Genomic DNA, 24,017 nt, shown 5'->3' with positions numbered 1-24,017 from the left:
ATGACATTAAAAAGAAATATCCCTGAAGATATAAAAGAAACGAACATTAGAGTTTTAAAAAGGATAAAACCTACTATTGAACCAAGTTGGTTGGGACACACAAAAGATTGTTGCATTATTGATAACGAATTGATAGTTGGTGCCACGAAAGAAGAATTAACATTGAGAAGCGGTAGAGAAGAAAGTGGTGTTCTTGGTCATATTTCACACCTAAAAAAAGAACATGGATTAATTATTTCGAAAAATAATGGAATCTATCGATTTGAATATATGCGCCCAAAATTAAAAAAAGCTTTTACAGTTGATGAGCTTAGCAAACTTTTGGAAGAAGAAATAGAAGAAGTTGCTGAAAACTGCATAGTTAAACTTGAAGATTCAAACAGAAAAGAAAGCTGGTACTCTATTAATATAGACGCTCCTTCTTATAACGGTGAAAATATTAGACCTTTATCAATAAGTAGTAATTTCTCAAAAGCTTTACTTGGAAAAAAAATAAATGATTCTATTAATTTTGGAAATGGTTTTAGAATTATATCAATACGTAAATATATGAGCTTTTAAAAAAACTATGAAAAGTACTACCTCTTTACCTCTATTTTTGTTTGTTACTCTTAACTCTTTTGCTCAAAAAAGGGCTTATAAAATTTACAATACTAAAGAAAAGAAAGTTTCTTATAACAGAGTACTTAAAAAACTAGCAAAAGATGAAAATCCAAATTTGAATTACTCAACAATCATTACGGTTTTACAAAAGGACATTAACAAACTTGAAAAAGAAAGCCGTAAAAAAGCTGATTTTATAATTAGTATTAATGACAACATAACAACAACACATTAGGTATACTCATCTATTAATCAGACAAGTAATATTTTTAATTAATTTTTTCATAACTTTAGAGAGCTATGAAAAAATTGTTAGAATACCCTCCTTTTCACTTTTTGCTGTCCCTTATTGTTGGGATAGCACTCCAATTTTACAAACAAATATGGCTGTATAATTTTATATACTTGGCTTATTCTTTAATAGGGTTTCTCGTTAGTCTTTATTTTTTAAAAAGAACTCAAGCACGAAAAATTTTTAGTATAGCCACATTATTGTTCTTTATTTTTATCGGAATTAGCTCCACATATATTCACAACCCGAAGAATTATAATAGCTATTACGAACATCGATTAACTGAGAATTCTACTTATATACTTGATGTACAAAAAGTATTAAAACCAGGAAACTACTATACAAAATATGTAGCTAAAGTTTCACAAGTAGATTCTACTAAAACCACTGGATATATTCTTCTAAACATTCAAAAGGACAGTCTATCTTCAATATTAAAGGTAGGTAATCGTATTTTTATTAAAACTCCTTTTAAAGAGTTAACCCCTCCTTTAAATCCGTATCAATTTAACTACAAACAGTATTTAGCAAAACAGTATGTTTATCATCAAGTATTTATAAATGATCATCAATTCAAAAAACTTGAAAACTCAAAGCTTTCTTTAATCAGTTTATCTGCTCATATTAGAGGTAAAATACAAGCTTCCTTAAAAAAGTATCATTTTACAAACGATGAATTTGCTGTGATTAATGCTCTATTGCTTGGTCAACGTCAAGAAATTTCAAAAGAGTTATTAGAAAGCTACACCAACGCAGGCGCTATTCATATTCTTGCCATTTCAGGACTCCACGTAGGAATTTTATTATTACTACTCTCCTATCTACTCAAACCTTTAGAAAACCTTCCGTATGGAACAATCATTAAAACCGTTTGTGTTATCTTCTTACTTTGGTCATTTGCTTTTATAGCTGGTTTATCTGCCTCGGTAGTTAGAGCAGTAACTATGTTTACTTTTGTAGCTATCGGGTTATCCTTTAAACGAAAAAAGGTTATTGAGTTTTCTTTAATAAGCTCCATGCTATTTTTACTTTTAATAAAACCGATGTTTTTATTTGATGTTGGGTTTCAATTAAGTTATTTAGCAGTTTTTGGTATTGTTTGGGTACAACCTTTACTTTACAGTATTTGGACACCTAAATTACGATTTCTCGACAAAGGCTGGCAATTATTTACAGTTTCTATAGCTGCACAAGCAGGAATTTTACCAATTAGCTTGTATTACTTTCATCAGTTTCCAGGGTTGTTTATCCTATCTAACTTAATTATCATTCCTTTTTTAGGTACAATTTTGTTTGGTGGAATTGTAATTATTATACTAGCAACGTTTAATATATTGCCTCAATTCTTGGCGAATATATATGGATCAATTATTTCTTTGATGAATTATTTTGTTAGTTGGGTTTCGAAACAAGAAGTGTTTTTATTGAAAGAACTTTCTATGTCTTTTGAAGCAATGATAGCTTGGTACATATTCATTATTTTCTTATTTCAACTTTGGTTTCGTAAAACCTATAATAATATTGTACTCTTTCTAACTTCAACTATTATTTTACAAGGGGTTTATTTATATGAAAAAAGCCAGCGAGTAAACAAAAGTGAATTTATTGTATTTCATAAAAGTAGGTATTCAATTTTAGGAGAAAGAAACAGGAACGAGCTTAACGTTTTTAGTTCACTAAATGACTCTATTCTTCTGCAAGAAAAAATTTTACAATCTTACAGAGTTGCTCAAGGCATTATTTCTAAAAATATTGATTCGATATCATACATTGCTTCTTTCAATAACAAACAAATTTTAATTGTAGATAGTTTAGGGATGTATCAAATAAAAAAACTTAAAAACCCAATAGTGGTTTTAAAAAATAACCCAAAAATAAATTTAAGCAGACTTATTTTTTGGCTAAAACCAAAGCAAATCATTGCTGATGGAAGTAATTACAAATCGTACATTAACGGGTGGAAAGAAACTTGCTATAAACAAAAAACACCATTTTGGTATACTGGTCAAAATGGTGCTTATATTATAAAAGAATAAGTTTTTACATGGAACTTTTAAAGTTCTTTTCAAACTCTGTCCAAGGTGTATTTTTATAATTATCTTTGTTAAAATATGCTAGTATTTTCTCAAATCTTTTTTCTTCTAGGTAGCCAGGTACGTTTTGTAATAATTGCCTATCAGTATTAAAAAAAGCTGTTGAAGGATAACTTAATTGTCCTTTCATAATAGCAGCCGCTAACTCATGATAACCTCTTCTTCCCTGAGACTGATATTTAAAGGTTTTTCCTTGAAACGTAATATCGTGTTTAGCTTCTCCGTTTAACTTTACTGGGTAATAGTGTGTATTGATATACTCAACAATTACTTTGTTCTTATAAGTGGTTTTATCCATCTTCTTACACCAACCACACCAATCGGTGTAAATATCTACTAAAATTGGTTTAGGGTCTTTCTCACTCATTTCCATTGCTTGTTCAAAGCTTAACCAATTTACTTTGTCTTGCGCCTTTACTCCTAATGAAATAAAGGTTAAAGCTATTATTAATATTATTTTTTTCATACTCTTTAGGTCTCAATAAGTGTTCCAAAATTACAAAAAAACCTGCCAATATTTAAAATTGACAGGTTCTAAAAATATTGTTTTAACTTTTATTTAGAGTTATTTAACTCCATGCATTAGTTTTTTAATTAACGGATTTAAAGCTATTACTAACAATCCTGCTAATGTTGGAACTATTGTGAAAATTAAAAAGAATGTTGATAGGCTATATTCTTTTGTTATGTTTTCTATTTGACCTCCTAAAACAGCTGCTGCTTTATTTCCTATTGCTATTGCTAAATACCACATACCAAACATGAATGCAATCATTCTTGCAGGTACTAATTTAGAAACATATGATAGCCCTACAGGAGAAAGGCATAATTCCCCTAAGGTATGAAATAAATATGCTAGTATTAACCATATCATACTCACTTTAACTCCATCGGTTATTCCATAAGATCCAAATGCTAACAACCCAAAACCTACTGCCATTATGATTAGTCCTAATCCATATTTTACAGCTGCAGACGGGTTGTATTTTGAATCCCACCATTTAGAAAAGAAATTAGCAAAGGCTATAATAAAAAATGAGTTTAATATTGAAAACCATGATACCGTTATTTCAGAAGCTTCTGCTGAAAACTCACGATATAACATCCAACCTACCAATGCCCAAACTCCCAGAAAACATATTGCTAATACAAAGTTGGATACAGGAATTCTTTTTCCTGTTTCTTTTCCTAATAAAATTAGTACCCAAGTAATAATAGCTAACGGAATTACAGTTAATAGTGTATTTACAATATTAAAAATTGTTTGTGCATTACCTGTTAAAACTCTATCAACATTATCACGAGCAAAAAGCACTAAAGAAGAAGCTCCTTGTTCGAAACTCATCCAGAAGAAAACAGTAAAAAAAGCAAATATAATTACAGCAATCATTCTATCTCGTACAACCTTAGCATAACGAGATATACGAGAAATAGTTAAAACTAAAAATACTATTAACCCAAACAGTACAGCTACATATTGTCCTTCAAAATTTCCTATTTTAAGAGCTCCAAAAACATCTATACCTCCAATTTTTGATAAAGGATCGTTAATAGCGTATCCTAAACCTATAACAGAGGAAATTACAATTAATATTTTATCTAAACCTGTGAAAGGATTTCTTTTATCCTCTTCTTTTGAGTTTAAACCAGAAGTTTCAACAACATTATTTTCTTCTTTTGAAGGAACATCTCCTATAGTTCCAAATAATGGTTTTGCTAACCAAAACTGTAAAGTACCTAATAACATGAAAATTCCTGCTAAACCGAACCCCCAAGACCAACCTATCTTTTCAGCTAAATATCCACACAACATCATTCCAAAGAAAGCTCCTGCATTAACTCCCATATAAAATATAGTATATGCTCCATCTTTTTTTTCTGGTAAGTCTTTATACATCTCAGAAATAATAGATGTCATATTAGGTTTAAAGAAACCTGTACCAATTACTAATAAAGCTAAACCTACATACAACCAAAACTCAGTTTCAATAGCCATAGCAGCGTGTCCTAGTGTCATAATAATAGAGCCTATAACAACTGCCCAACGATATCCTGTTAATTTGTCTGCTAAAATTCCTCCTAAAATTGGGGTTAAATACAATAACATTGCATAAGTACCAAATAAAGCACCTGCATTTTCTGCTGACCATTCCCAACCAGGGTTAGTTCCAATAGCTGCTGCTGTTAAGAAGTTAACTAATAAAACACGCATTCCGTAAAAAGAAAAGCGCTCCCACATTTCTGTAAAAAATAGCACAAACAACCCTGATGGATGGCCTAGTACTTTTGATTTGAAAAAATCGTTTGATGTAACTGAACTCATATTTATTTATCGTTTATATATAACAAACCTCATGATAAAGATTATCATGAGGTTAAATGCTCCTTATTATTTTACTCCGTGCATTAACTTTTTAAGTGGGAAACTTAAAAGAAATAATACTATACCTCCTCCTATTGGAATCCAAACTAAGATATTAAAGAAATCAGACATAGAAGATTCTTGAGCTATCTTTTCCATGTAACTTGAAAAAGTTCCTGCAATCATATTACCCATGGCAGATGCAAAAAACCAAATACCAAACATAATACCTAATAATCTTTTTGGTGACAATTTATTTACATAAGAAAGACCAACTGGTGATAAACTTAACTCTCCCATAGTATGTAATAGGTAAGCTAAAACTAAAAAGATCATACTAGCCTTTTGTATGGAATCTCCTCCAACATTTGCTGCTCCAAGTACCATTGGTATAAAACCTAATCCAAGTAATATTAATCCAATAGCAAACTTTTGAGGTCCGTTAGGGTTATATTTTGTTTTTGCTAATTTTTGCCAAACCCAAGAAAATAATGGCGCTAAAGTGAAGATAAATAACGCATTTAAACTTTGAAACCATGTTGCTGGTACCTCCGGGTTTTCATCAAAAAACTGATTATAAATCATATATCCAATAATTCCCCACAAAATAACAACACTTAGTGCCATAAACATCATTGCTGTAGCATACGTTTTACCAATTGCTTTAAACATTCCTACAAATAACCATGTTAAAATTATTACTGGTAAAGCTGATAGTAAAGCTCCAAAAATTTTAAATACAATTACTCCTGTCCCTTCTAAACTTCTATCAGTATATTCACTTGCAAAAATATTCATACTCGAACCTGCTTGCTCGAAAGCTGCCCAGAAAAAGATAGAGAAAAATGCTAAAACACCAACAACTATTAACCTCTGAGTTTCAACTTTTGTTAATGGCTTTTTTTCTATTTCTGTAGTTTCTTTAGAAACTTCTTTCTTTGGCGCTAATCCAATTTCTCCAAACATTTTTTGTGCTAAATGGAACTGAATCAATCCTATAAACATAAATATACCTGCTAATCCAAACCCATAATGCCAACCTAAAGTTTCTCCTAAATAACCACATAAAATTGACCCCAAGAAAGCTCCTACGTTAATTCCTTGGTAAAAAATAGTATACCCTGAATCTTTTTTATCACTTCCTTCTGGGTATAATTGCCCTACAATTGAAGATATATTTGGCTTAAAAAAACCATTTCCTATAATTAATAAACCAAGTCCTAAGTAAAACGCTGGCATCGGTTCAAAAGCTAACGATATGTGCCCTAATGTCATTAACACAGCTCCTATAATAATGGCTTTTCTAAATCCTAAAATTTTATCAGCAATAATCCCGCCAATGATTGGAGTAATGTAAACAAGCATTGTGTACCAACCGTATAAGCTACTAGCATCACTTTTAGTCCACCCTAAACCCGGATTATCACTTGCTACTTCGCTAATTAAATATAAAACCAGTAGAGCTCTCATACCGTAGTATGAAAAACGTTCCCACATTTCTGTAAAGAACAACATAAATAATCCTACTGGATGTCCAAATATTTCCCGTTCGGTTGCTACATTTTTAGCCATAATATATTGTTTTAGTTTATAAGTTGTTTTTAATAAAGTTGGTCATTTTGGTATACAGGTGTAAACGAGTATTTCCTCCATAAATACCATGATTCTTGTCCGGATACATTCCCCACTCAAATTGCTTATTTGCTTGAATTAAAGCCTCTGCCATTCTATAAGCATTTTGAACATGTACATTATCATCACCTGTTCCGTGAATTAGTAAATATTTTCCTTTTAATAATTCTGGATAATTCAATGGCGAGTTATCATCATACCCTGCCGGGTTTTCCTCTGGAGTACGCATGTAACGTTCTGTATAAATTGTGTCGTAAAAACGCCATGTAGTAACTGGTGCCACAGCGATAGCTGCTGCAAATACATCATTTCCTTTTAATAAACAGTTCGTACTCATATGACCACCGAATGACCATCCCCAAATACCAATTCTATTCGCGTCAACATATGGTAACTTTGCTAACTCTTTAGCCACCGAAATTTGGTCTTCAGTTTCATACTTCACCAAGTTCATATAAGTAACTTTCTTAAAATCACGACCTTTAAAACCTGTTCCTCTACCATCAACACAAACAACAATATATCCGTTTTGTGCTAACATTTGATGCCAATAATCATTTGAACCATTCCAACTATTTTTTACATTTTGAGAACCTGGCCCTGAATATTGATACATTAAAACTGGATACTTTTTATTTACATCAAAGTTTGCAGGCTTAATAGTGTACATATTTAAGTTGTTACCGTTAACATTAATAGTAGAAAACTCTTTTTTACTTAAATTATATCCTGCAATAGTTTCTTTTAAAGCTGCGTTATCTTTTATAGTTTTTAACACCTTACCTTCATCATTTCTTAGCGTATACACTGGTGGTGTATTTGCATCAGAAAAAGTATTGATGAAATAGTGCATGTTTTTACTAAAAGCAGCGTTGTTTGTTCCTGTAGAGTTACTCAATAGCTTTTTGTTGTTACCGTCTAAAGAAATGCTATACACTCCTCTATTAATAGAACCGTTTTCTACTGATTGGTAATAAATAGTTTTCTTATCAGCATTATATCCGTAGTAAGAAGTAACTTCCCAATTTCCTTTCGTTACTTGATTCAATAACTTACCATCTTTATCATAGTGGTAAATATGGTTGTATCCATCTTTTTCACTTGTCCAAATAAAGCTATTATCGTCTAAAAAAGTTAGGTCGTCTGTAATATCTACATATGCTTTATCTGTTTCGTTTAAAACGATAGAACTATTAAAAGTAGTTGCATCAACAAAATACATTTTTAAATCATTTTGATGACGGTTCAATGTTCTAACAGCTAATATGTTTGGATTGTTTGTCCAGTTAATTCTAGGAATATATTCATAATCTCCTACTCTAATTTCTGCAGTTTTATTCGTTTCTAATGAAAATATACGTAAAGCTACTTTAGCATTTTCTTCACCTGCCTTTGGGTATTTGAATACATGTTGTGTTGGGTATTTTTCTTTTCCATACACATCCATTGAAAAAGTTTTAACCTTACTTTCATCAAAACGTAAATAAGCTAAGTTTTTGCTATCTTTACTCCATTCAAAAGCTTTTACAAAACCAAACTCTTCTTCATAAACCCAATCAGTAATACCGTTAATGATTTCGTTCTTTTTACCACTATTGGTAATTTGAATTACCACATTGGCATCTGAATAATCTTTAATAAATAAATTGTTGTCTTTAGCGTATGCTATTTTTTTACTATCAGGAGAAAAAGTTGGTTCTTGAATATCTGTACCAATTAAGTCTAATGATTTTTTAGCAATATCATACACATAATAAGTACCTAAATATGAATGACGAAAAATTTGCTTAAAGTTCGTTCCTAAAATTAATTTGGTCTCATCATTATTAAAACTATATGATTGAAAATATTTCAATCCTGCTAAATCTTTACTATCAACAATCGTTGCAACTTTTTCTAAAGTTTCATAACTGTATTTATCTACAGTAGAACTTCCATTCTCATAATTTAATAACGAATAAAAATCTCCATTCATAGAATTTAAAGAGTTCATATAATCGGCTCTAAATGTGCCTTTTCGCCATATATCCTCTAAAGAAATATCTTTTTTTTGAGCTTGTACTAGCGAAGATATCCCTATAAACAATAATAATAATTTCTTCATGTTAAGTTGTTGTTTATCTAAAAAGTTTGCCAAGTTTACGGAAAAATAGCCAAAAACCCGCTCAAAAAAATCATAAAAACCAAATAACACAAGCATTTTAACATGATTCACGTATCTTTGAGCCATCAAAAATGAATTGAGAATGTCTAAAACGATCTCTGGTTTTTCTAAACTTACCAAAGAAGAAAAAATAGACTGGTTGGCTAAAACTTACTTTAACAATCAACCAGAAATTATACAAACTATTACGCAATATTGGAATGTAGACGAGAAGTTACAACAATTGCATGATGATTTTATTGAAAATACCATTTCTAATTTTTATATGCCTTACGGCATTGCTCCTAACTTTATTATTAACGGACGCAGTTATGTAATACCAATGGTGGTTGAAGAAAGCTCTGTTGTTGCTGCTGCTTCTTTAGTTGCCAAGTTTTGGAGTACTCGTGGAGGATTTAAAACAGAAGTAATTTCTACTACAAAAATTGGTCAGGTACATTTTATGTATGCTGGTAACAAAAAAGAGTTAGAAACCTATTTTAATCAACAAAAAACAGAATTATACGCAGCTACCGCATCCATTACCAAAAACATGGAAAAACGTGGTGGCGGAATATTACATATTCAACTAGTTGATAAAACAGATAAGCTTGCAAACTACTATCAATTACATGTTACGTTTGAAACAAAAGATAGTATGGGTGCTAACTTTATTAATTCTTGTTTAGAAGCTATTGCTAAAGCTTTTAGAAAAGATGATATTGAAATAGTTATGAGCATTCTTTCTAACTACGTTCCTGAATGTTTAGTTAGAGCAGAAGTAAGCTGTAAAGTAGCCGAATTGGGCGGGAAGAATCCTGAGAAGTTTGCTCAAAAGTTTGAACAGGCTGTTAAAATTGCAGAGGTAGAACCGTACCGTGCAGTTACGCACAACAAAGGTATTATGAACGGAATAGATGCTGTTGTATTAGCTACTGGAAACGATTTTAGAGCTATTGAAGCGGGTGCACATGCGTATGCTTCAAAAGACGGACAATATAAAAGCTTAACTCACTGTGAAGTAAAAGACGGAATTTTTAGATTTTGGATTGAAATTCCTTTAGCATTAGGAACTGTGGGGGGATTAACTGCCTTACACCCAATGGCAAAATTATCGTTAGATATGATGCAAAAACCTAGTGCTCGCACTTTAATGCAAATTATTGCTGCTGCTGGTTTAGCTCAAAATTTTGCTGCTTTGCGTGCTTTAACAACCAAGGGAATTCAACATGGGCATATGAAAATGCACTTGATGAACATTTTAAATCAACACAAAGCTACCAATAAAGAAAAAGAAATTGTAGCCGCCTATTTTGAAGACAGAACAGCTTCTCATAGTGCCGTGGTTGAAAAGTTAAATGAGCTTCGTAAGCCAAAAGTACAATGGGTAGACTTTTTAAACGTAGAAGAAGTACGTGATACTCTTTTAAGTTTAAAAGCCGATGCAAAACCTTTGTTTGGTAAAATGAGTGGACAACACATGGTAGAACATTTAAGCTTGGTTACTCAAATAGCAAATGGAAACTGGAAAGTTGACACCTATGTTTCTGATGAGAAATCAGCTAGAAGAAAACCATTTTTAAATTCTGATAATGAGTTACAAACTGGATTTAAAGCTCCATTTTTATCAGAAGCTCCAACTCCGTTAAAGTTTAGTTCTATGAACGAAGCTATTATTGATTTGATTGAGCAAGTGCAGCACTTCGAAACTGTTTTTAATGAAAATCCAAACCGAACAGTTGTACATCCATTTTTTGGAGAGCTAGATTATGAATATTGGAAAAAATTCCAAGTAAAACATTTTACACATCACTTTAAACAATTCGGACTGGTATAATGCGACACTATTCTAACGGAAAATTATTACTCACTGGAGAATATGTTGTTTTAGATGGTGCAACATCGTTAGCTATTCCTACTAAGTTTGGACAAGACTTAATTGTTGAACCAATTAAAGAATCACAACTTATCTGGGGAAGTTTTACGCATACTGGAGAATGTTGGTTCGAGGCTTCTTTTGATTTACCCAAACTACGATTAACCTCAGCAACGTTTAATTCAGACAAAGAAGGAAGTGCTGAGTTTATTGCTGAAACACTACGTGATATTTTACAAGAAGCGAAACGTTTAAATCCTGAATTTCTAACTACTAAAAACGGTTTCGTTGTAAAAACAAACCTAACATTTCCTCAAAACTGGGGATTAGGAAGTTCCTCAACCTTAATTAATAATATAGCTACTTGGGCAAATGTAAATCCGTTTACCTTACTTTTGAACGCTTTTTCTGGAAGTGGTTACGATATCGCTTGTGCAAAACATAACACTCCGATTCTATATAAGCTAGAAGAAAAACAACCTCATATTCAAGAAGTAAATTTCAATCCACATTTTTCTGAAGAATTATTTTTTGTGCATTTAAACCAAAAACAAAATAGCAGAGAAGGAATTGCTCACTATAAAAAACACAAAGAAGAAGCTAAGATCTTAATTCCTGAAATTGACAATTTAACTCAAGAGTTTTTAAAAGCCAACACTTCTAAAGATTTAGAAAAAATCATTATTGAGCATGAGCAAATCATTAGTTTAATTATAAAACAAGACACTGTAAAACAAAGGTTATTTTCTGACTATTTTGGTGAAGTAAAAAGTTTAGGCGCTTGGGGTGGTGATTTTATTTTAGCTACAGGAAATGAAGATACTACAAGCTATTTTCAACAAAAAGGATTCAATACTATCCTCACCTATAAAGAAATGATTTTATAAAATTAAGCCTGTTACATCGAGTGAATTTATTGAAGAATGAAATAAATTTGTATCGAAATGATTTAAAAAAGTTCTCGATACAATTTCTACTGAAAAATTACTCGAACTGACATAAAAAAGATGAAAAAAGTTATTATTATTGGTGGTGGAGCCGCAGGTTATTTTACTGCGATTAATGCAAAAGAACTTAACCCTGAATTGGACATTACTATTCTTGAGAAAGGAAAAGAGGTTTTACAAAAAGTAAAAATTTCTGGTGGAGGTCGTTGCAATGTTACACATGCTTGTTTTGAACCTAAAGAACTAACAAAATTCTACCCGAGAGGTAAAAAGGAGTTATTAGGTCCTTTTCATAAATTCATGACGGGTGATACTTTTGAATGGTTTGAAAATCGCGGAGTTCCTTTAAAAATTGAAGTAGATAATCGAGTATTTCCAGAAGTAAACACCTCACAAGCTATTATAGATTGCTTTCAAAACGCTGTTGATAACCTCGGAATTAGCGTGTTAAAAAACCATGGTGTAAACTCCATTTATCAACAAGATGAGAAATGGATTATCAACACAAAAAATCAAGATTTTGAAGCTGATTTCGTAGTGGTTGCCGCAGGAAGTAGTAAAAAAGTATGGGATTTATGTAAAACGTTAAATCACACAATTATTAAACCTGTTCCTTCCTTATTTACTTTCAATATAAAAGACAAGCGAATTATTGATTTAGGCGGAATATCAGTTCCAAATGCAGAAGTTACACTTGTTGGAACAAATTTAGAAAATTCTGGTCCATTACTAATTACCCATTGGGGCTTGAGTGGTCCTGCTATTTTAAAATTATCCGCTTTTGGTGCTCGTATTTTAGCTGATAAAAACTATCAATATAACGTATTGGTAAATTGGTTAGGACAAGATACCGATTCAGTTTTTTCAACATTACAAGAGTTAAAAAAATCACAAACTAAAAAACAAGTTAGTTTAAAATCTCCATTTAGTGATATTCCTCGCCGATTATGGGAACGTTTGGTAATGGCTTCAGAAATAAAAAACAACCAAAACTGGGCTGATTTGAGCAATAAGCAACTTCAAAACTTAGCAGATCAGTTAACCAAAGGATTATTCAATGCAAATGGACGTACTACTTTTAAAGAGGAGTTTGTTACTGCTGGCGGTGTAGATTTAAAAGAAATTAACTTTAAACGTTTTGAAAGTAAAAAACACAAAAACTTGTTTTTTGTAGGTGAAGTATTAAATATTGATGCCGTTACTGGTGGCTTCAACTTTCAAAATGCTTGGACAGGTGGTTTTATTTGTGCTAATGCAATTGCTGAATAAATAAAATATCATTTCGAACGAAAATAATTGAGGTTTCTCACTCCGTTCGAAATGACATGCTTTTTTTAATCTTCGTCTTCTCCTTCTTCTTCGTAGCAATTAAAAATAATAGAGTATCCATACTCTACAGCTTCTTCATACAATTCTTTTTGCTCATTATCTTCTACATCATCCACAGAATCTAACGTAAAATATTCGTCTTCTATTTCTACTACTTTCCAATCTTCATTTTTGATATAAAATTTCGCTAATCGCATAGCTCCTTCAATATCTTTATAATCAATATACAAGCTTACGTAAGCTCCTATAACTTGATCATAATGTTCAGAAGATTTTTTTGGTTTTGCTAAGGCATTAATTAAAAACATAGATCTATTTTTTTGTGTTATATTATGCTAATTCTCCTCTATGAGGTTTCAATGCATCTCTAAAGGTTTTCATATATTCCTCATCAACCACAATAAAAGCGATGGTATGCATTTCGTTTAAAGATACAAAATTTACTTCATGATATGGCAAACCATCTATCTGCGTAAATTCTTTTAAATGTATACAGTGATGTTTTGCTGTTTCCAATCCATCAAGACCTTTAAAGTCCCAAATCAGTTTAATTTTTCTCATACAACAAAAATACCCATTTCTATGTTAGAAATAGGTATTAAAAGGATTAACTAATCAAAAATCTAGATTAGCTATCTCTTTTCCACAACAAGATAATATCGAATAGCCCTCAACAATCCAAATGCTGGCGCTAAAACTTGAGACGAAATACTATAGTTACTAGAGAAACCATTAGTAATTTTGAAGCCATATTACCAAGTGATTGTTTTATAAGAGTACATCGTTCTTACATTGTTTCAGTTTCTAAAATTTCCTCATATACTAACGAATATATTGAAGTTACTAAAAAAGCAATCTCAATAAGCAGAAGCTATAAAGAAAGCGTTTTACAAAAATTAGCACAAGTGTAAGCGAAGTTCTATCTTTACAGCAAATTTTTTACACGTTGAATACATCAGATTTCTTATTTCTTTCTCAAGATAAAAAAGTAGATAACTTAACCGTTACATGGCAGACACCTAGTAATATTGCTTTGGTAAAATACTGGGGAAAAAGCGAACCTCAAATTCCTAAAAATGCCTCAATAAGCTTTACATTGAATAATTGCCATACAACTACAAAAATTGAATTCACAAAGACATTACCAAAAAACCAAGTAGAATTTGAATTGTACTTTGAAGGAAAAAAGAAAGATGATTTTAAACCTAAAATAGCCAAATTCTTTGAAAGAATACAAAAATACTGTACCTATATTTTAGAGTATAACATGGTTATTTCTTCTGAAAATTCATTTCCACACAGTAGTGGTATTGCTTCTTCTGCAAGTGGAATGAGTGCTATTGCTATGTGTTTAATGAATTTGGAAAAAGAATTAAATCCAAATTTAACTGATGAATATATTAATAAAAAAGCTTCTTTTTTAGCTCGTTTAGGATCAGGAAGTGCTAGTAGAAGTATTGAAGGGCCATTAGTCGTTTGGGGAAATCATCCTGAGATTAAAGGAAGTTCAGATTTATTCGGCACAAAATTCCCTTATAAAGTTCATCCTATTTTTGAAGACTACCAGGATACTATTTTATTAGTTGATAAAGGTGAAAAGCAAGTTTCAAGTACTGTTGGTCACAATTTAATGCATAATCATCCGTATGCTGAAAATCGTTTTAATCAGGCCAATGAAAACTTAGAAAAACTTTCAAAAATCCTTCAAAATGGAGATATTAAAGCATTTATTGACCTTGTTGAAAGCGAAGCTTTAACATTACATGCAATGATGTTAACAAGTAGTCCATATTTCATTTTAATGAAACCGAACACGTTAGAAATCATCAATAAAATATGGGAATACAGACAAGAAAATGATAGCAATGTTTGCTTTACCTTAGATGCAGGGGCAAATGTACACGTATTATACCCTAATTCGGAAAAGACTGAGATTGAAGTATTTATTAAGAATAATTTAGCTGCATACTGCCAAAAAAATCATTATATTTGTGATAGTGTGGGTTTTGGCGCGAGACCTATTTTAACCTAAATTCCCTACTATTATGAAAACTTCAACATTAATAATTGCCTTTTTTATTGGTTTTATAACCAATTCAGTCAATGCACAAGATACTATTTGGTTTGATAAAAACTGGCAAGAAACAACTAAAGGAGAGCATGAGTTTTATAGACCTGCTCCTAAAAGAATGAATGACGGCTTTTGGATTGTAGATTACTACAAAAATGGTCAAGTACAAATGGAGGGTTTTAGTACTGTGAAAACTCCTAACCAAGAAGAATTTGATGGTTTGGTACTATATTACCATACCAATGGCAAACCTTTTCATAGAGCCAATTACAAAAACGGAAAACTTCACGGAATTCGAAAGGTATACTATGAATCTGGTGAGTTAAAAGAGGAAGGAAAGTATGAAGAAGGTGAAAGAGAAGGTATATGGAAAACTTTTTATAAGAATGGTAAAATAGAAACAAAAGGTAAATATCGCGATAACGAAAAAGTGGGCGTTTGGAAAACTTTTTACAAAAACGTGTACTAGTTTGTAAACTAGTAGTTTTACTTGTATGTTTGCACCGTAATTAAAACACCTATGAAAGGACCCTTATTTTACGCAAAAATATTACTCTTTGGAGAGTATGGAATTATCAAAGACTCTAAAGGATTAGCAATACCTTTTAGTTCTTATAAAGGAGCGTTAAAATCTGCAAAAAACTTAACTGGAGAAGCTGAGAAGTCAAATCAAAGCTTAGCGAAGTTTTATAGTTATTTGACTAACTTAAATTCTGAATTAGTATCTTTTGATTTAGATTCTTTGAAAAGTGATATTGATAACGGAATGTATTTCGATTCTTCAATACCTCAAGGGTACGGAGTTGGAAGTTCTGGCGCTTTAGTAGCTTCTATTTACGATAAGTACGCTAATGATAAAATTACAATTTTAGAAAACCTAACGAGAGACAAGCTTTTAACTTTAAAACAAATTTTTTCATTGATGGAGTCTTTTTTCCATGGAAAAAGCTCTGGGTTAGATCCTTTAAACTCTTATTTAAGTTTACCTATCTTAATCAATTCAAAAGAACATATTGAACCAGCAGGAATCCCTTCTCAAAAAGAAGGAAAAGGAGCTGTTTTCTTATTAGATTCTGAGCAAATTGGGGAGACTGAACCAATGGTAAACATCTTTATGAACAAGATGAAAAACGAAGGTTTCAGAAAAATGATTAGCGAAGAGTTCGCAACACATACAGATGCTTGTATTGAAGACTTTTTACAAGGAAACGTAAAATCGTTATTTGGTAACGTGAAAAAACTATCAAAAGTAGTATTAGCTAACTTTAAACCTATGATTCCTACTGCTTTTCATAAAGTATGGGAAAAAGGTATACAAACCAACGATTACTATTTAAAGCTTTGTGGTTCTGGTGGTGGAGGTTACATCTTAGGATTTACTGAAGATTACGAAAAAGCAAAAAACAGTTTAAAAGATTATAAATTAGAATTAGTGTATCGCTTTTAAAATGCTACTATGAGTACATTTAAAAACAATACATTTTTCTTAAAAATATTTAGCCTTTTATCTGTCATAAGAGGTTATAACATTCTAGTATTAATAGCAGCCCAATATTTGGCTGCTATTTTTATTTTCTCTGATGCAAAATCAGTTAAACCTGTAGTTTTTGATTGGCATTTACTTTATTTAGTTATTGCTACCGTTTGTGTAGTTGCTTCCGGATATATCATCAATAATTTTTACGATAAAAAAGCTGATATTATTAACAGACCTATAAAAACAGGCTTAGATTCTTATGTAAAGCAAGAAACAAAACTAACGTTATATTTTACACTAAATTTTATTGGTTTTTTCTTCGGATGGTTAGTTTCATGGCGAGCAGCATTCTTTTTCTCTGTATATATATTTGGCATTTGGTTTTACTCTCATAAACTAAAAAAACATCCACTAATAGGATTAATAACAGCCACAGTATTAACCATACTTCCTTTTTTTGTAATTTTTGTACACTACAAAAATTTTTCAAAAGTAATTTTCATACACGCAATCTTTCTTTTTCTAGTCATCATGATTCGAGAACTTATGAAGGATTTAGAAAATATTAAAGGAGCTATAGCTAATAACTACAACACTTTCCCTGTTAAATATGGAGAACGAAATACTAAAAAACTAATTATTTTATTAATGGTATTAACTTTAGTACCTATTGGAGTTTTATTTAACTACCCTGCTATAGAATACATGAAATATTATTTTTATTTAGCTGCCATTACCTTAATATTTGTTGGTTTTTACACATGGGAATCAACAAAAAACAATCAATATAGATTAGCTCACAACATTTTAAAGGTCTTGTTATTAATAGGAGTCTTTAGCTTGTTATTTATCGATAAATCTTTAATTGTAGATAAAGTAGTTGAGGTTTTAGATTAAAAACCAAATAATTACCGTAAATTTGCAAACTTTTAAAATTTAATTATGAATTCAAAAAACTCGTCGAGAGGACGACAAGCTGGACGTAACAGCAATCCTCAAGGAAAAAATCAATTCAAAAAAGATTTCAGAAAACCAAAAAGCAATAAACCTACTCAGAAAAAAACTGAGGATACAGGAATTCGCTTGAACAAATTTATCTCTAATTCAGGAATTTGTTCTCGTAGAGAAGCAGATACGTATATTGAACACGGAAGTGTTTCTGTAAACGGGAAATTAGTTACGGAAATGGGTTACAAAGTGCAGCCTACTGATGAAGTTCGTTTTGATGGAACTTTAATTTCTATGGAGCAGAAACGTTACGTTTTATTAAACAAACCTAAAAATTACATTACTACTATGGAAGATGACCGTGGTCGTAAAACTGTAATGGAATTAGTAGGAAACGCCACTAGAGAACGAATTTACCCTGTTGGAAGATTAGATAGAAATACTACTGGTTTATTATTATTTACTAATGACGGTGAATTAGCAAAAAAATTAACGCACCCTAAGCATAACGTTCGTAAATTATACCATGCTTCTTTAGATAAAAAATTAACCATTGCTGATTTAGAAAAATTACGTGGTGATGTAATTATTGAGGGAAGAAAAGTTTTTATTGATGCCGTTTCTTACGTAGAGGGTGAAAAGAAAACTGAGGTAGGTATTGAAATTCACTCTGGTAGAAACCGTATTGTTCGTAAAATTTTTGAACATTATGGATATCATGTAAAAAAATTAGATCGTGTTATTTTTGCTGGTTTAACTAAAAAGAATTTACCTCGTGGTAGATGGCGTGAATTGACACAACAAGAAATTAACACTTTACAAATGTTATAACATAAAAATCCCGAGTTAATACTCGGGATTTTTTTATTACTTCTTTGTTTTTTTATGATCTTTTTGCACTTCCTCATCACGATACTTACAGCACTCATGTAAATTATCATAAGCTTCTTTTGTTGCTTTAAACTCTTTTGTGTCATGACCTACACCAGCAATAGTTTTTTTAACTGTTTCTGTACTTGTTTTGCGTTCATCAATAATTAAACTTAACTCGTGAGTATTCACATCCCATTTTGCAAATTTCACTCCTTTAGTTTTTAACGCTGCTTTTTCTATACGCTGCTTACACATCATACAAACACCGTCTACTTCAAAAGATACTTTTGCATTCTTCTTCTGAGCAAATGTTGATGTGCTTAATAATAAAACAACTGCTAATAAAAATATATTTTTCATGTGTTCTTGATTTTTAATTTATTGAATTAATCTATTTTAAATCGTAACCCTGCATAGAAGTTACTTCCAAAAACTGGTGCATATACAATAGTAGTATCAAAATTTGCACCAAATGGATTATCACTTCCCAGTATAGGATTTTTTTGTTTGTAATTTGTAATATTTTCAGCCCCAGCATACATTTCAAACTTTTTTGAAAACACTTTTGTTATTTGCGTGTTTAATAAGTTATAGCTATCTGAATATGTTGGTAACTGGTTGTTTGTATTAGGTAGTCGTTGCTCTCCTATCCAGTTATAAGTTACATCAAACTTCCAACTGGCATCGCTTTCTTCTGTTTTAGTTTCGTAAGATACATTAGCAAAAAAACGATGTTTTGCTTGTAATGTTTTTGCTAAGTTTCCTGATTTATAATCTGTAGAAACATCATAAAACTTATAAGAGAATCGAGTATTAAAATAAGGGATTATATTTTGATTCATTTCTACCTGAAAACTATTTGCGATACTCTTTCCTTCTAAATTATAAAAAGAAATTTCTTGTGGATTCTCCCAATCGACTACCACCTGATTTGAAAAATTTGTTTGATAAAAATCGAATGTTACATCTCCTTTTCTACCAAATAGTTTATATCCTTGTATAAACGATACTCCGTAATTCCAAGCTTCTTCTGGGTCTAAGCCATAAATATTTCCGCCTGTATTATCAATAATTATTGCTCGTGATGAAGCAAAAAGTTGTTGATTCTCTGCAAAAATATTCGCGCTTCGTTTTCCTCTTCCTACAGAAGCCCTTAACACTCCTCTTTCCCAAGGAACATAACGCATGTGCAATCTTGGTGTTACAAAAGTTCCTAACAAGTTATGAAAGTCTAATCGAACACCTGCTGTAACACTAAGATTATCTGCATTGTCATAAGCATATTCAAAAAAAGCTCCTACAGAATTCTCTTTTCTATTAAAATTAGGAGACAGCAGCTCACTAACAAACTCTTCGTAGTTATCATACGTAAGGCTAGCACCTGTTTTAAACTTATTACGAGTATCTCCAATAATAGAGCTAAAGACAAAACTGCTATAAAAGCTTTGATGCTGAATGTTGTAATCTCTCAATCCAAAATACGAATCTTGTTTATGGTTACTATACGCCGCTTGAAAGCCCATATTTTGAAATGGCATATCTGGAAACACATAGCCTACTTTTACAGAAGTGTCAAAACGTTTGGTTTTAATTTCACTTCCCCAAACAGTATTTGAACCTTTATCTACTTCTGGATCAAAACCAACTTCTCCTACTTGTTTTGAATCGTCTAAATACCTAAAATTGATAAAACTTACCCAACCTTTTTCGGCATCAGTATATTGCCAACGGTTCATCACATTAATTTGTTCTGCTAATGGATTGTCTAAAAAGTTATCCTTGTTTTTATCAAATTTTTCTCCTCTATAGTTTCCATGTACATACAACCCTGTTTGCCACTTTTCGCTCACTTTTTGATTGAAATGGGTATTGAACTCTAACCTACCTCCCAAAGCTCCATAAGCATTCAGGTAAAACTTATGATTGGTAGATGGTTTTACTAGCTCTGTATTTATTTGACCTGAAATACTTTCGAAACCATTTACAACACTTCCTGCTCCTTTTGTTATTTGAATACTTTCAACCCAAGTTCCAGGTGTAAATGTTAATCCGAATGCTTGTGCTGCTCCTCTAATTGAAGGGATATTTTCTTGAGTAATTAACAAATATGGACTTGTTAATCCTAACATTTGAATTTGTTTTGTACCTGTTAACGCATCAGAAAAATTAACATCTATTGACGGATTAGTTTCAAAACTTTCTGACAGATTACAACAAGCGGCTTTTAACAACTCATCACTATTAATAGTTACCAAGTTTTGTGTTTGTAAATACGACCTTTGTGTTGAACTTTTTTTTGCAGAAACTGCAACCTCATTTAACGTATTACTTTCTGTTAAATAGTGATTGATTGGTTTTGTACTGCTAACATTTATTGTATCTGTCTTATAACCAACAAAACTTATTATTAATTTTTTATACTCCTTTTTATACGGAATACTAAAAGTTCCTGTTTCATTGGTGGTCGTTCCTGTATTTGTGTTTAACCAATATACATTCGCCCCAAATATTTCTAAATTATTATTATCTTTTATTACTCCTTTTAACTCTTTTTGAGCAAAAAGTGATAGAGAAATCAGTAAAAAAACACTGATTATGAAGTTTTTTTTCATTATTTATTTCATCATACTATATTATACAATTCTTATTTTTTAAGTAAGAATTGTAAATCATATGATAAAGACTTCGTGAAGCACCTGTATGTCAAAAAATAACTTAGGTGGTACATACTGTTTATGTGGAATAATTTGTTTTTCTAAGTCTTGAAATAACAGACTGTTAAAAACATATGAAGTAACCGCTGTAGCAACCTTTATAAAGGTTATTTTTTCTACAGATGATTTCTGAATTTGAGTTTGCCCTTTTATAAGCTCTACATCGTCTTTACAACACGATGGCTCTTTTATTTTACTCTCACAGCTATCCTCTTCTACATCATCACAGCTAGCTACACTTCCTACATAAGAAACAGCTACTAAAAAATCACCACAAAAATGTTTTTCTACATTAAAAGAGAATGTAGATAGCAACACTGTTAGTGCTAAGGTTATAGCTGTTATTTTAGAAAAATGTTTCTTCATGCCTTGCAAAGGTACAAATTTTTAAAACTTTACATTTCATAACCTTAGGCTTTTACTCTTTTAAAAATTATTTGTAAAACAATAACTCATAACATAGCTTACTTAATTTTATCTCTTTACCATCCACCTATACGTTTACGTTCTGCTTGTTGTTCTTTAGTAGCCTCTGGCGTTGATATTTTGCTTGGGTACAAAGGCTTCGGAAATCCCTCAGCTTTTCTTCGTTCAAAGTCTTGCTGACGATATGGATCAAAAGCATCTCCTGGAGGTAATGGGCGGTTTTTATCCATATACCAAACAGTAAATGACCAATAGTTATTTATGTTATACTCTGCTAATAAACCTCCAACTCTATCTTTACTCTTACTAGACACAAAAGCTAACATACCACTAATAACTCCTGGACTAGAATTTATATGTTTAACCCTTGAAAAACCTGTACTAAAAGGAATAGTTACTGTACTTCTAAAATTTCTAGGCATGACTATAACTCCATTCATCCTATCAAAAATTAAGTATTTAATAGGAGCTACAAAACCATAAATAACTGTTAAAACTCCTGGAATCCCAAAAGTTATTAATATGATAGTTCTTGTCCAGAAATCATCAGAAATCAACCCAAAAAAAGACATCAAAATAAAAAAAACACCTATAATCCAAGACATCCAACCTCTCGCTGTTCTTTTCTCTTTGTAAAAAAGTCATTAGCTTCCTCTATAAAATATTTATTGCTCTCTACACTTTTTTGTGTTGTTTCTTGTGGTTTCTCTTTAACTATCTTTGATAAGTACTCCATTAAAGCTGTTATTTATCTAAGTATAGTTTACCATCCACCAATACGTTTACGTTCTGCTTGTTGTTCTTTTGTAGCTTCGGGCGTGGAAATTTTGCTTGGATATAGGGGTTTTGGGAACCCTTCTGCTTTTCTACGTTCAAAATCTTGTTGACGATATGGATCAAAAGCATCTCCAGGAGGTAGTGGACGGTTTTTATCCATATACCATGTTATAAAAGACATGTCCTCATAACAATCTCCTCCAAATATTGTATAAATATCAAATGTTTTCCACTTATTTGGGCGAATAGTTTGTAACATAAATCCACCTACACCATCTTCACCACCAGTGCTATAGGCAAACTCTACTTTTTCAAATAGCATCGTGATATTTTTTTGCCAAAAAAAGCCTGTCATCGTGATTAAACCATCTTTACGATTTAAAATATGTTCCTTTTTAGGCATTGTAAAACCATAGATTACAAAAAAGATAGTTAAAAAAGCTGATAATATCATAAAAAATAAAATTTCATTATTCAATCCATCTCTGATAAGATACCATAATGTTCCTAATAATAATAACAAAGACACACCCCCACCTATTTGAGGAGTAGCTATACTTCCAGATTTACTAGCTACAAAATTATCATCTACTAATCTATATTGTGATTTCTTGTAATTTCTTTTCTTAAAATTTCTTGGTTTTGTATGTATTTTTTTTACAACTCGATGGTAATATTTTTTAAGTTTTTCTACGTTTTTATATTCTTCATGGGTTATTTTTCGGGTAAAATCTACCATCCTCCAATACGTTTACGTTCTGCTTGTTGTTCTGGCGTAGCTTCGGGTGTTGGTATACTACTTGGGTATAAAGGCATAGGAAAACCTGCTGCTTTTCTTCGTTCAAAATCCGCTTGTCTGTACTCATCAAAAGCACTTCCTGGTGGTAACGGTCTATTTTTATCCATGTACCAAACTATAAAACTCCAATCTTCTATTACTTCATGTCCCATAACATCTGTACTTGTAAACCCATTTGGGTGAAGAAGAGACAAACTTGGACCTGTAGGGTTGATACCAGAATTTTTTACTGACCATGCTGCTAAAGCGTCTTTAAAAGGCATTGTATATGGTTTAAAATATAATGTGTTTGGTATAGTTATAAGCCCTTCTAAACGATTTAATACTAGCTCTTTTTTGGGGCGAGTATAATGATATACTATAAAAAAAGTACCTAACAAAAATAATAAAAACAAGAAAATAAAACTAAGACTCTTATTGAAAAACAGCCTTACTACAACAGTAAATAACACAAAGAAATACCCTGCCAATCCTGTATATATATATATATTACCAATAAGACCATTATTCATTATAAAAAACTGATTATCTACTCTTACATAATAATCAGGATCGTTTACTTTCTCTTTTTCTACCTTTCGTTTCGGTTTTTCATAAATAAGCTTCTCTAAATATCCACCCCATTTACCGTACCTTTTTTTAATTTTTGCCATAA

Annotated in this window: 25 protein-coding genes; 12 read left to right on the top strand and 13 right to left on the bottom strand. The window is 31.4% G+C overall.

Annotated elements, in window-relative coordinates:
• The 3 genes from AC3VJB_RS15230 to AC3VJB_RS15220 all read left to right on the top strand — a co-directional run bounded on the left by AC3VJB_RS15230 (position 1) and on the right by AC3VJB_RS15220 (position 2,931).
• A complete protein-coding gene (locus AC3VJB_RS15230) occupies positions 1-561 on the top strand; it encodes a hypothetical protein (protein WP_437823849.1) in 561 nt (186 codons plus the stop codon).
• A gap of 7 nt (positions 562-568) precedes the next feature.
• Entirely contained in the window at positions 569-838 is a 270-nt protein-coding gene (locus AC3VJB_RS15225; RefSeq protein WP_253680880.1) for a hypothetical protein, read from the top strand.
• 65 nt (positions 839-903) lie between these two features.
• Positions 904-2,931, top strand: coding sequence for a ComEC/Rec2 family competence protein (locus tag AC3VJB_RS15220; RefSeq protein WP_497667307.1), 2,028 nt, complete (start codon positions 904-906; stop codon positions 2,929-2,931).
• A 4-nt stretch (positions 2,932-2,935) separates the two neighbouring features.
• On the opposite strand, the gene AC3VJB_RS15215 is transcribed toward AC3VJB_RS15220, so the two are convergent.
• The 4 genes from AC3VJB_RS15215 to AC3VJB_RS15200 all read right to left on the bottom strand — a co-directional run bounded on the left by AC3VJB_RS15215 (position 2,936) and on the right by AC3VJB_RS15200 (position 9,086).
• A complete protein-coding gene (locus tag AC3VJB_RS15215; RefSeq protein WP_437823845.1) occupies positions 2,936-3,454 on the bottom strand; it encodes a thioredoxin family protein in 519 nt (172 codons plus the stop codon).
• A 99-nt stretch (positions 3,455-3,553) separates the two neighbouring features.
• Entirely contained in the window at positions 3,554-5,311 is a 1,758-nt protein-coding gene (locus AC3VJB_RS15210; RefSeq protein ID WP_253057458.1) for a peptide MFS transporter, read from the bottom strand.
• Positions 5,312-5,377: 66 nt separating this feature from the next.
• The gene (locus tag AC3VJB_RS15205; RefSeq protein ID WP_047790544.1) at positions 5,378-6,922 is read right to left on the bottom strand and encodes a peptide MFS transporter; all 1,545 of its coding nucleotides are present in this window, start codon (positions 6,920-6,922) and stop codon (positions 5,378-5,380) included.
• Between the two features lie 16 nt (positions 6,923-6,938).
• Complete coding sequence (locus AC3VJB_RS15200; RefSeq protein ID WP_281980734.1) at positions 6,939-9,086, bottom strand: S9 family peptidase; 2,148 nt, start codon at positions 9,084-9,086, stop codon at positions 6,939-6,941.
• 142 nt (positions 9,087-9,228) lie between these two features.
• Between AC3VJB_RS15200 and AC3VJB_RS15195 the strand changes: the two genes are divergently transcribed.
• The 3 genes from AC3VJB_RS15195 (at position 9,229) to AC3VJB_RS15185 (ending at position 13,217) form a co-directional block, all read left to right on the top strand.
• Positions 9,229-10,962 (top strand): hydroxymethylglutaryl-CoA reductase, degradative, encoded by a 1,734-nt coding sequence (locus AC3VJB_RS15195; protein WP_497667306.1) that lies wholly within the window; start codon positions 9,229-9,231, stop codon positions 10,960-10,962.
• The gene (locus AC3VJB_RS15190; RefSeq protein ID WP_497667305.1) at positions 10,962-11,888 is read left to right on the top strand and encodes a GYDIA family GHMP kinase; all 927 of its coding nucleotides are present in this window, start codon (positions 10,962-10,964) and stop codon (positions 11,886-11,888) included. The genes AC3VJB_RS15195 and AC3VJB_RS15190 overlap by 1 nt, the downstream gene beginning before the upstream one ends.
• Before the next feature lie 120 nt (positions 11,889-12,008).
• Positions 12,009-13,217 (top strand): BaiN/RdsA family NAD(P)/FAD-dependent oxidoreductase, encoded by a 1,209-nt coding sequence (locus AC3VJB_RS15185; protein ID WP_497667304.1) that lies wholly within the window; start codon positions 12,009-12,011, stop codon positions 13,215-13,217.
• A 65-nt stretch (positions 13,218-13,282) separates the two neighbouring features.
• Here the strand turns inward: AC3VJB_RS15185 and AC3VJB_RS15180 are convergent, their stop codons facing one another.
• Both AC3VJB_RS15180 and AC3VJB_RS15175 read right to left on the bottom strand, forming a co-directional pair.
• Positions 13,283-13,585 (bottom strand): hypothetical protein, encoded by a 303-nt coding sequence (locus AC3VJB_RS15180; protein ID WP_047790548.1) that lies wholly within the window; start codon positions 13,583-13,585, stop codon positions 13,283-13,285.
• A gap of 22 nt (positions 13,586-13,607) precedes the next feature.
• Positions 13,608-13,838, bottom strand: a complete 231-nt coding sequence (locus AC3VJB_RS15175) for a hypothetical protein (RefSeq protein WP_464838790.1) — start codon at positions 13,836-13,838, stop codon at positions 13,608-13,610.
• A 137-nt stretch (positions 13,839-13,975) separates the two neighbouring features.
• Between AC3VJB_RS15175 and AC3VJB_RS15170 the strand changes: the two genes are divergently transcribed.
• Genes AC3VJB_RS15170 through AC3VJB_RS15145 form a run of 6 tightly spaced genes read left to right on the top strand, consistent with a single transcriptional unit; the run spans position 13,976 to position 18,604 of the window.
• Positions 13,976-14,188 (top strand): LytTR family DNA-binding domain-containing protein, encoded by a 213-nt coding sequence (locus AC3VJB_RS15170; protein ID WP_082118685.1) that lies wholly within the window; start codon positions 13,976-13,978, stop codon positions 14,186-14,188.
• Between the two features lie 35 nt (positions 14,189-14,223).
• Positions 14,224-15,309 (top strand): diphosphomevalonate decarboxylase, encoded by a 1,086-nt coding sequence (gene mvaD / locus AC3VJB_RS15165; RefSeq protein ID WP_159494826.1) that lies wholly within the window; start codon positions 14,224-14,226, stop codon positions 15,307-15,309.
• 13 nt (positions 15,310-15,322) lie between these two features.
• A complete protein-coding gene (locus AC3VJB_RS15160; RefSeq protein ID WP_159494825.1) occupies positions 15,323-15,817 on the top strand; it encodes a toxin-antitoxin system YwqK family antitoxin in 495 nt (164 codons plus the stop codon).
• Positions 15,818-15,868: 51 nt separating this feature from the next.
• On the top strand, positions 15,869-16,795 hold the full coding sequence (locus AC3VJB_RS15155; protein WP_047790551.1) for a mevalonate kinase family protein: 927 nt from the start codon (positions 15,869-15,871) through the stop codon (positions 16,793-16,795).
• A 9-nt stretch (positions 16,796-16,804) separates the two neighbouring features.
• Positions 16,805-17,722 (top strand): geranylgeranylglycerol-phosphate geranylgeranyltransferase, encoded by a 918-nt coding sequence (locus tag AC3VJB_RS15150; protein WP_047790552.1) that lies wholly within the window; start codon positions 16,805-16,807, stop codon positions 17,720-17,722.
• Between the two features lie 45 nt (positions 17,723-17,767).
• Positions 17,768-18,604, top strand: a complete 837-nt coding sequence (locus AC3VJB_RS15145; RefSeq protein ID WP_047790553.1) for a pseudouridine synthase — start codon at positions 17,768-17,770, stop codon at positions 18,602-18,604.
• 36 nt (positions 18,605-18,640) lie between these two features.
• On the opposite strand, the gene AC3VJB_RS15140 is transcribed toward AC3VJB_RS15145, so the two are convergent.
• From AC3VJB_RS15140 to AC3VJB_RS15110, 7 genes are all read right to left on the bottom strand, one after another.
• A complete protein-coding gene (locus AC3VJB_RS15140; RefSeq protein WP_159615612.1) occupies positions 18,641-19,006 on the bottom strand; it encodes a heavy-metal-associated domain-containing protein in 366 nt (121 codons plus the stop codon).
• A 26-nt stretch (positions 19,007-19,032) separates the two neighbouring features.
• The gene (locus AC3VJB_RS15135) at positions 19,033-21,258 is read right to left on the bottom strand and encodes a TonB-dependent receptor (RefSeq protein ID WP_497667303.1); all 2,226 of its coding nucleotides are present in this window, start codon (positions 21,256-21,258) and stop codon (positions 19,033-19,035) included.
• Between the two features lie 57 nt (positions 21,259-21,315).
• Positions 21,316-21,726 (bottom strand): HYC_CC_PP family protein, encoded by a 411-nt coding sequence (locus AC3VJB_RS15130; RefSeq protein WP_073184373.1) that lies wholly within the window; start codon positions 21,724-21,726, stop codon positions 21,316-21,318.
• Between the two features lie 116 nt (positions 21,727-21,842).
• Entirely contained in the window at positions 21,843-22,391 is a 549-nt protein-coding gene (locus AC3VJB_RS15125) for a hypothetical protein (protein WP_167712358.1), read from the bottom strand.
• Positions 22,376-22,522, bottom strand: coding sequence for a hypothetical protein (locus AC3VJB_RS15120; protein ID WP_167712359.1), 147 nt, complete (start codon positions 22,520-22,522; stop codon positions 22,376-22,378). The genes AC3VJB_RS15125 and AC3VJB_RS15120 overlap by 16 nt, the downstream gene beginning before the upstream one ends.
• A 27-nt stretch (positions 22,523-22,549) precedes the next feature.
• Positions 22,550-23,302 (bottom strand): hypothetical protein, encoded by a 753-nt coding sequence (locus AC3VJB_RS15115; RefSeq protein WP_167712360.1) that lies wholly within the window; start codon positions 23,300-23,302, stop codon positions 22,550-22,552.
• On the bottom strand, positions 23,296-24,015 hold the full coding sequence (locus tag AC3VJB_RS15110; RefSeq protein WP_435254269.1) for a hypothetical protein: 720 nt from the start codon (positions 24,013-24,015) through the stop codon (positions 23,296-23,298). Before AC3VJB_RS15110 ends, AC3VJB_RS15115 begins: the two co-directional genes overlap by 7 nt.
• Positions 24,016-24,017: the final 2 nt, after the last annotated feature.

Source organism: Tenacibaculum sp. TB-53 (assembly GCF_059716285.2).
This window is presented reverse-complemented; position numbering and strand designations above follow the sequence as displayed.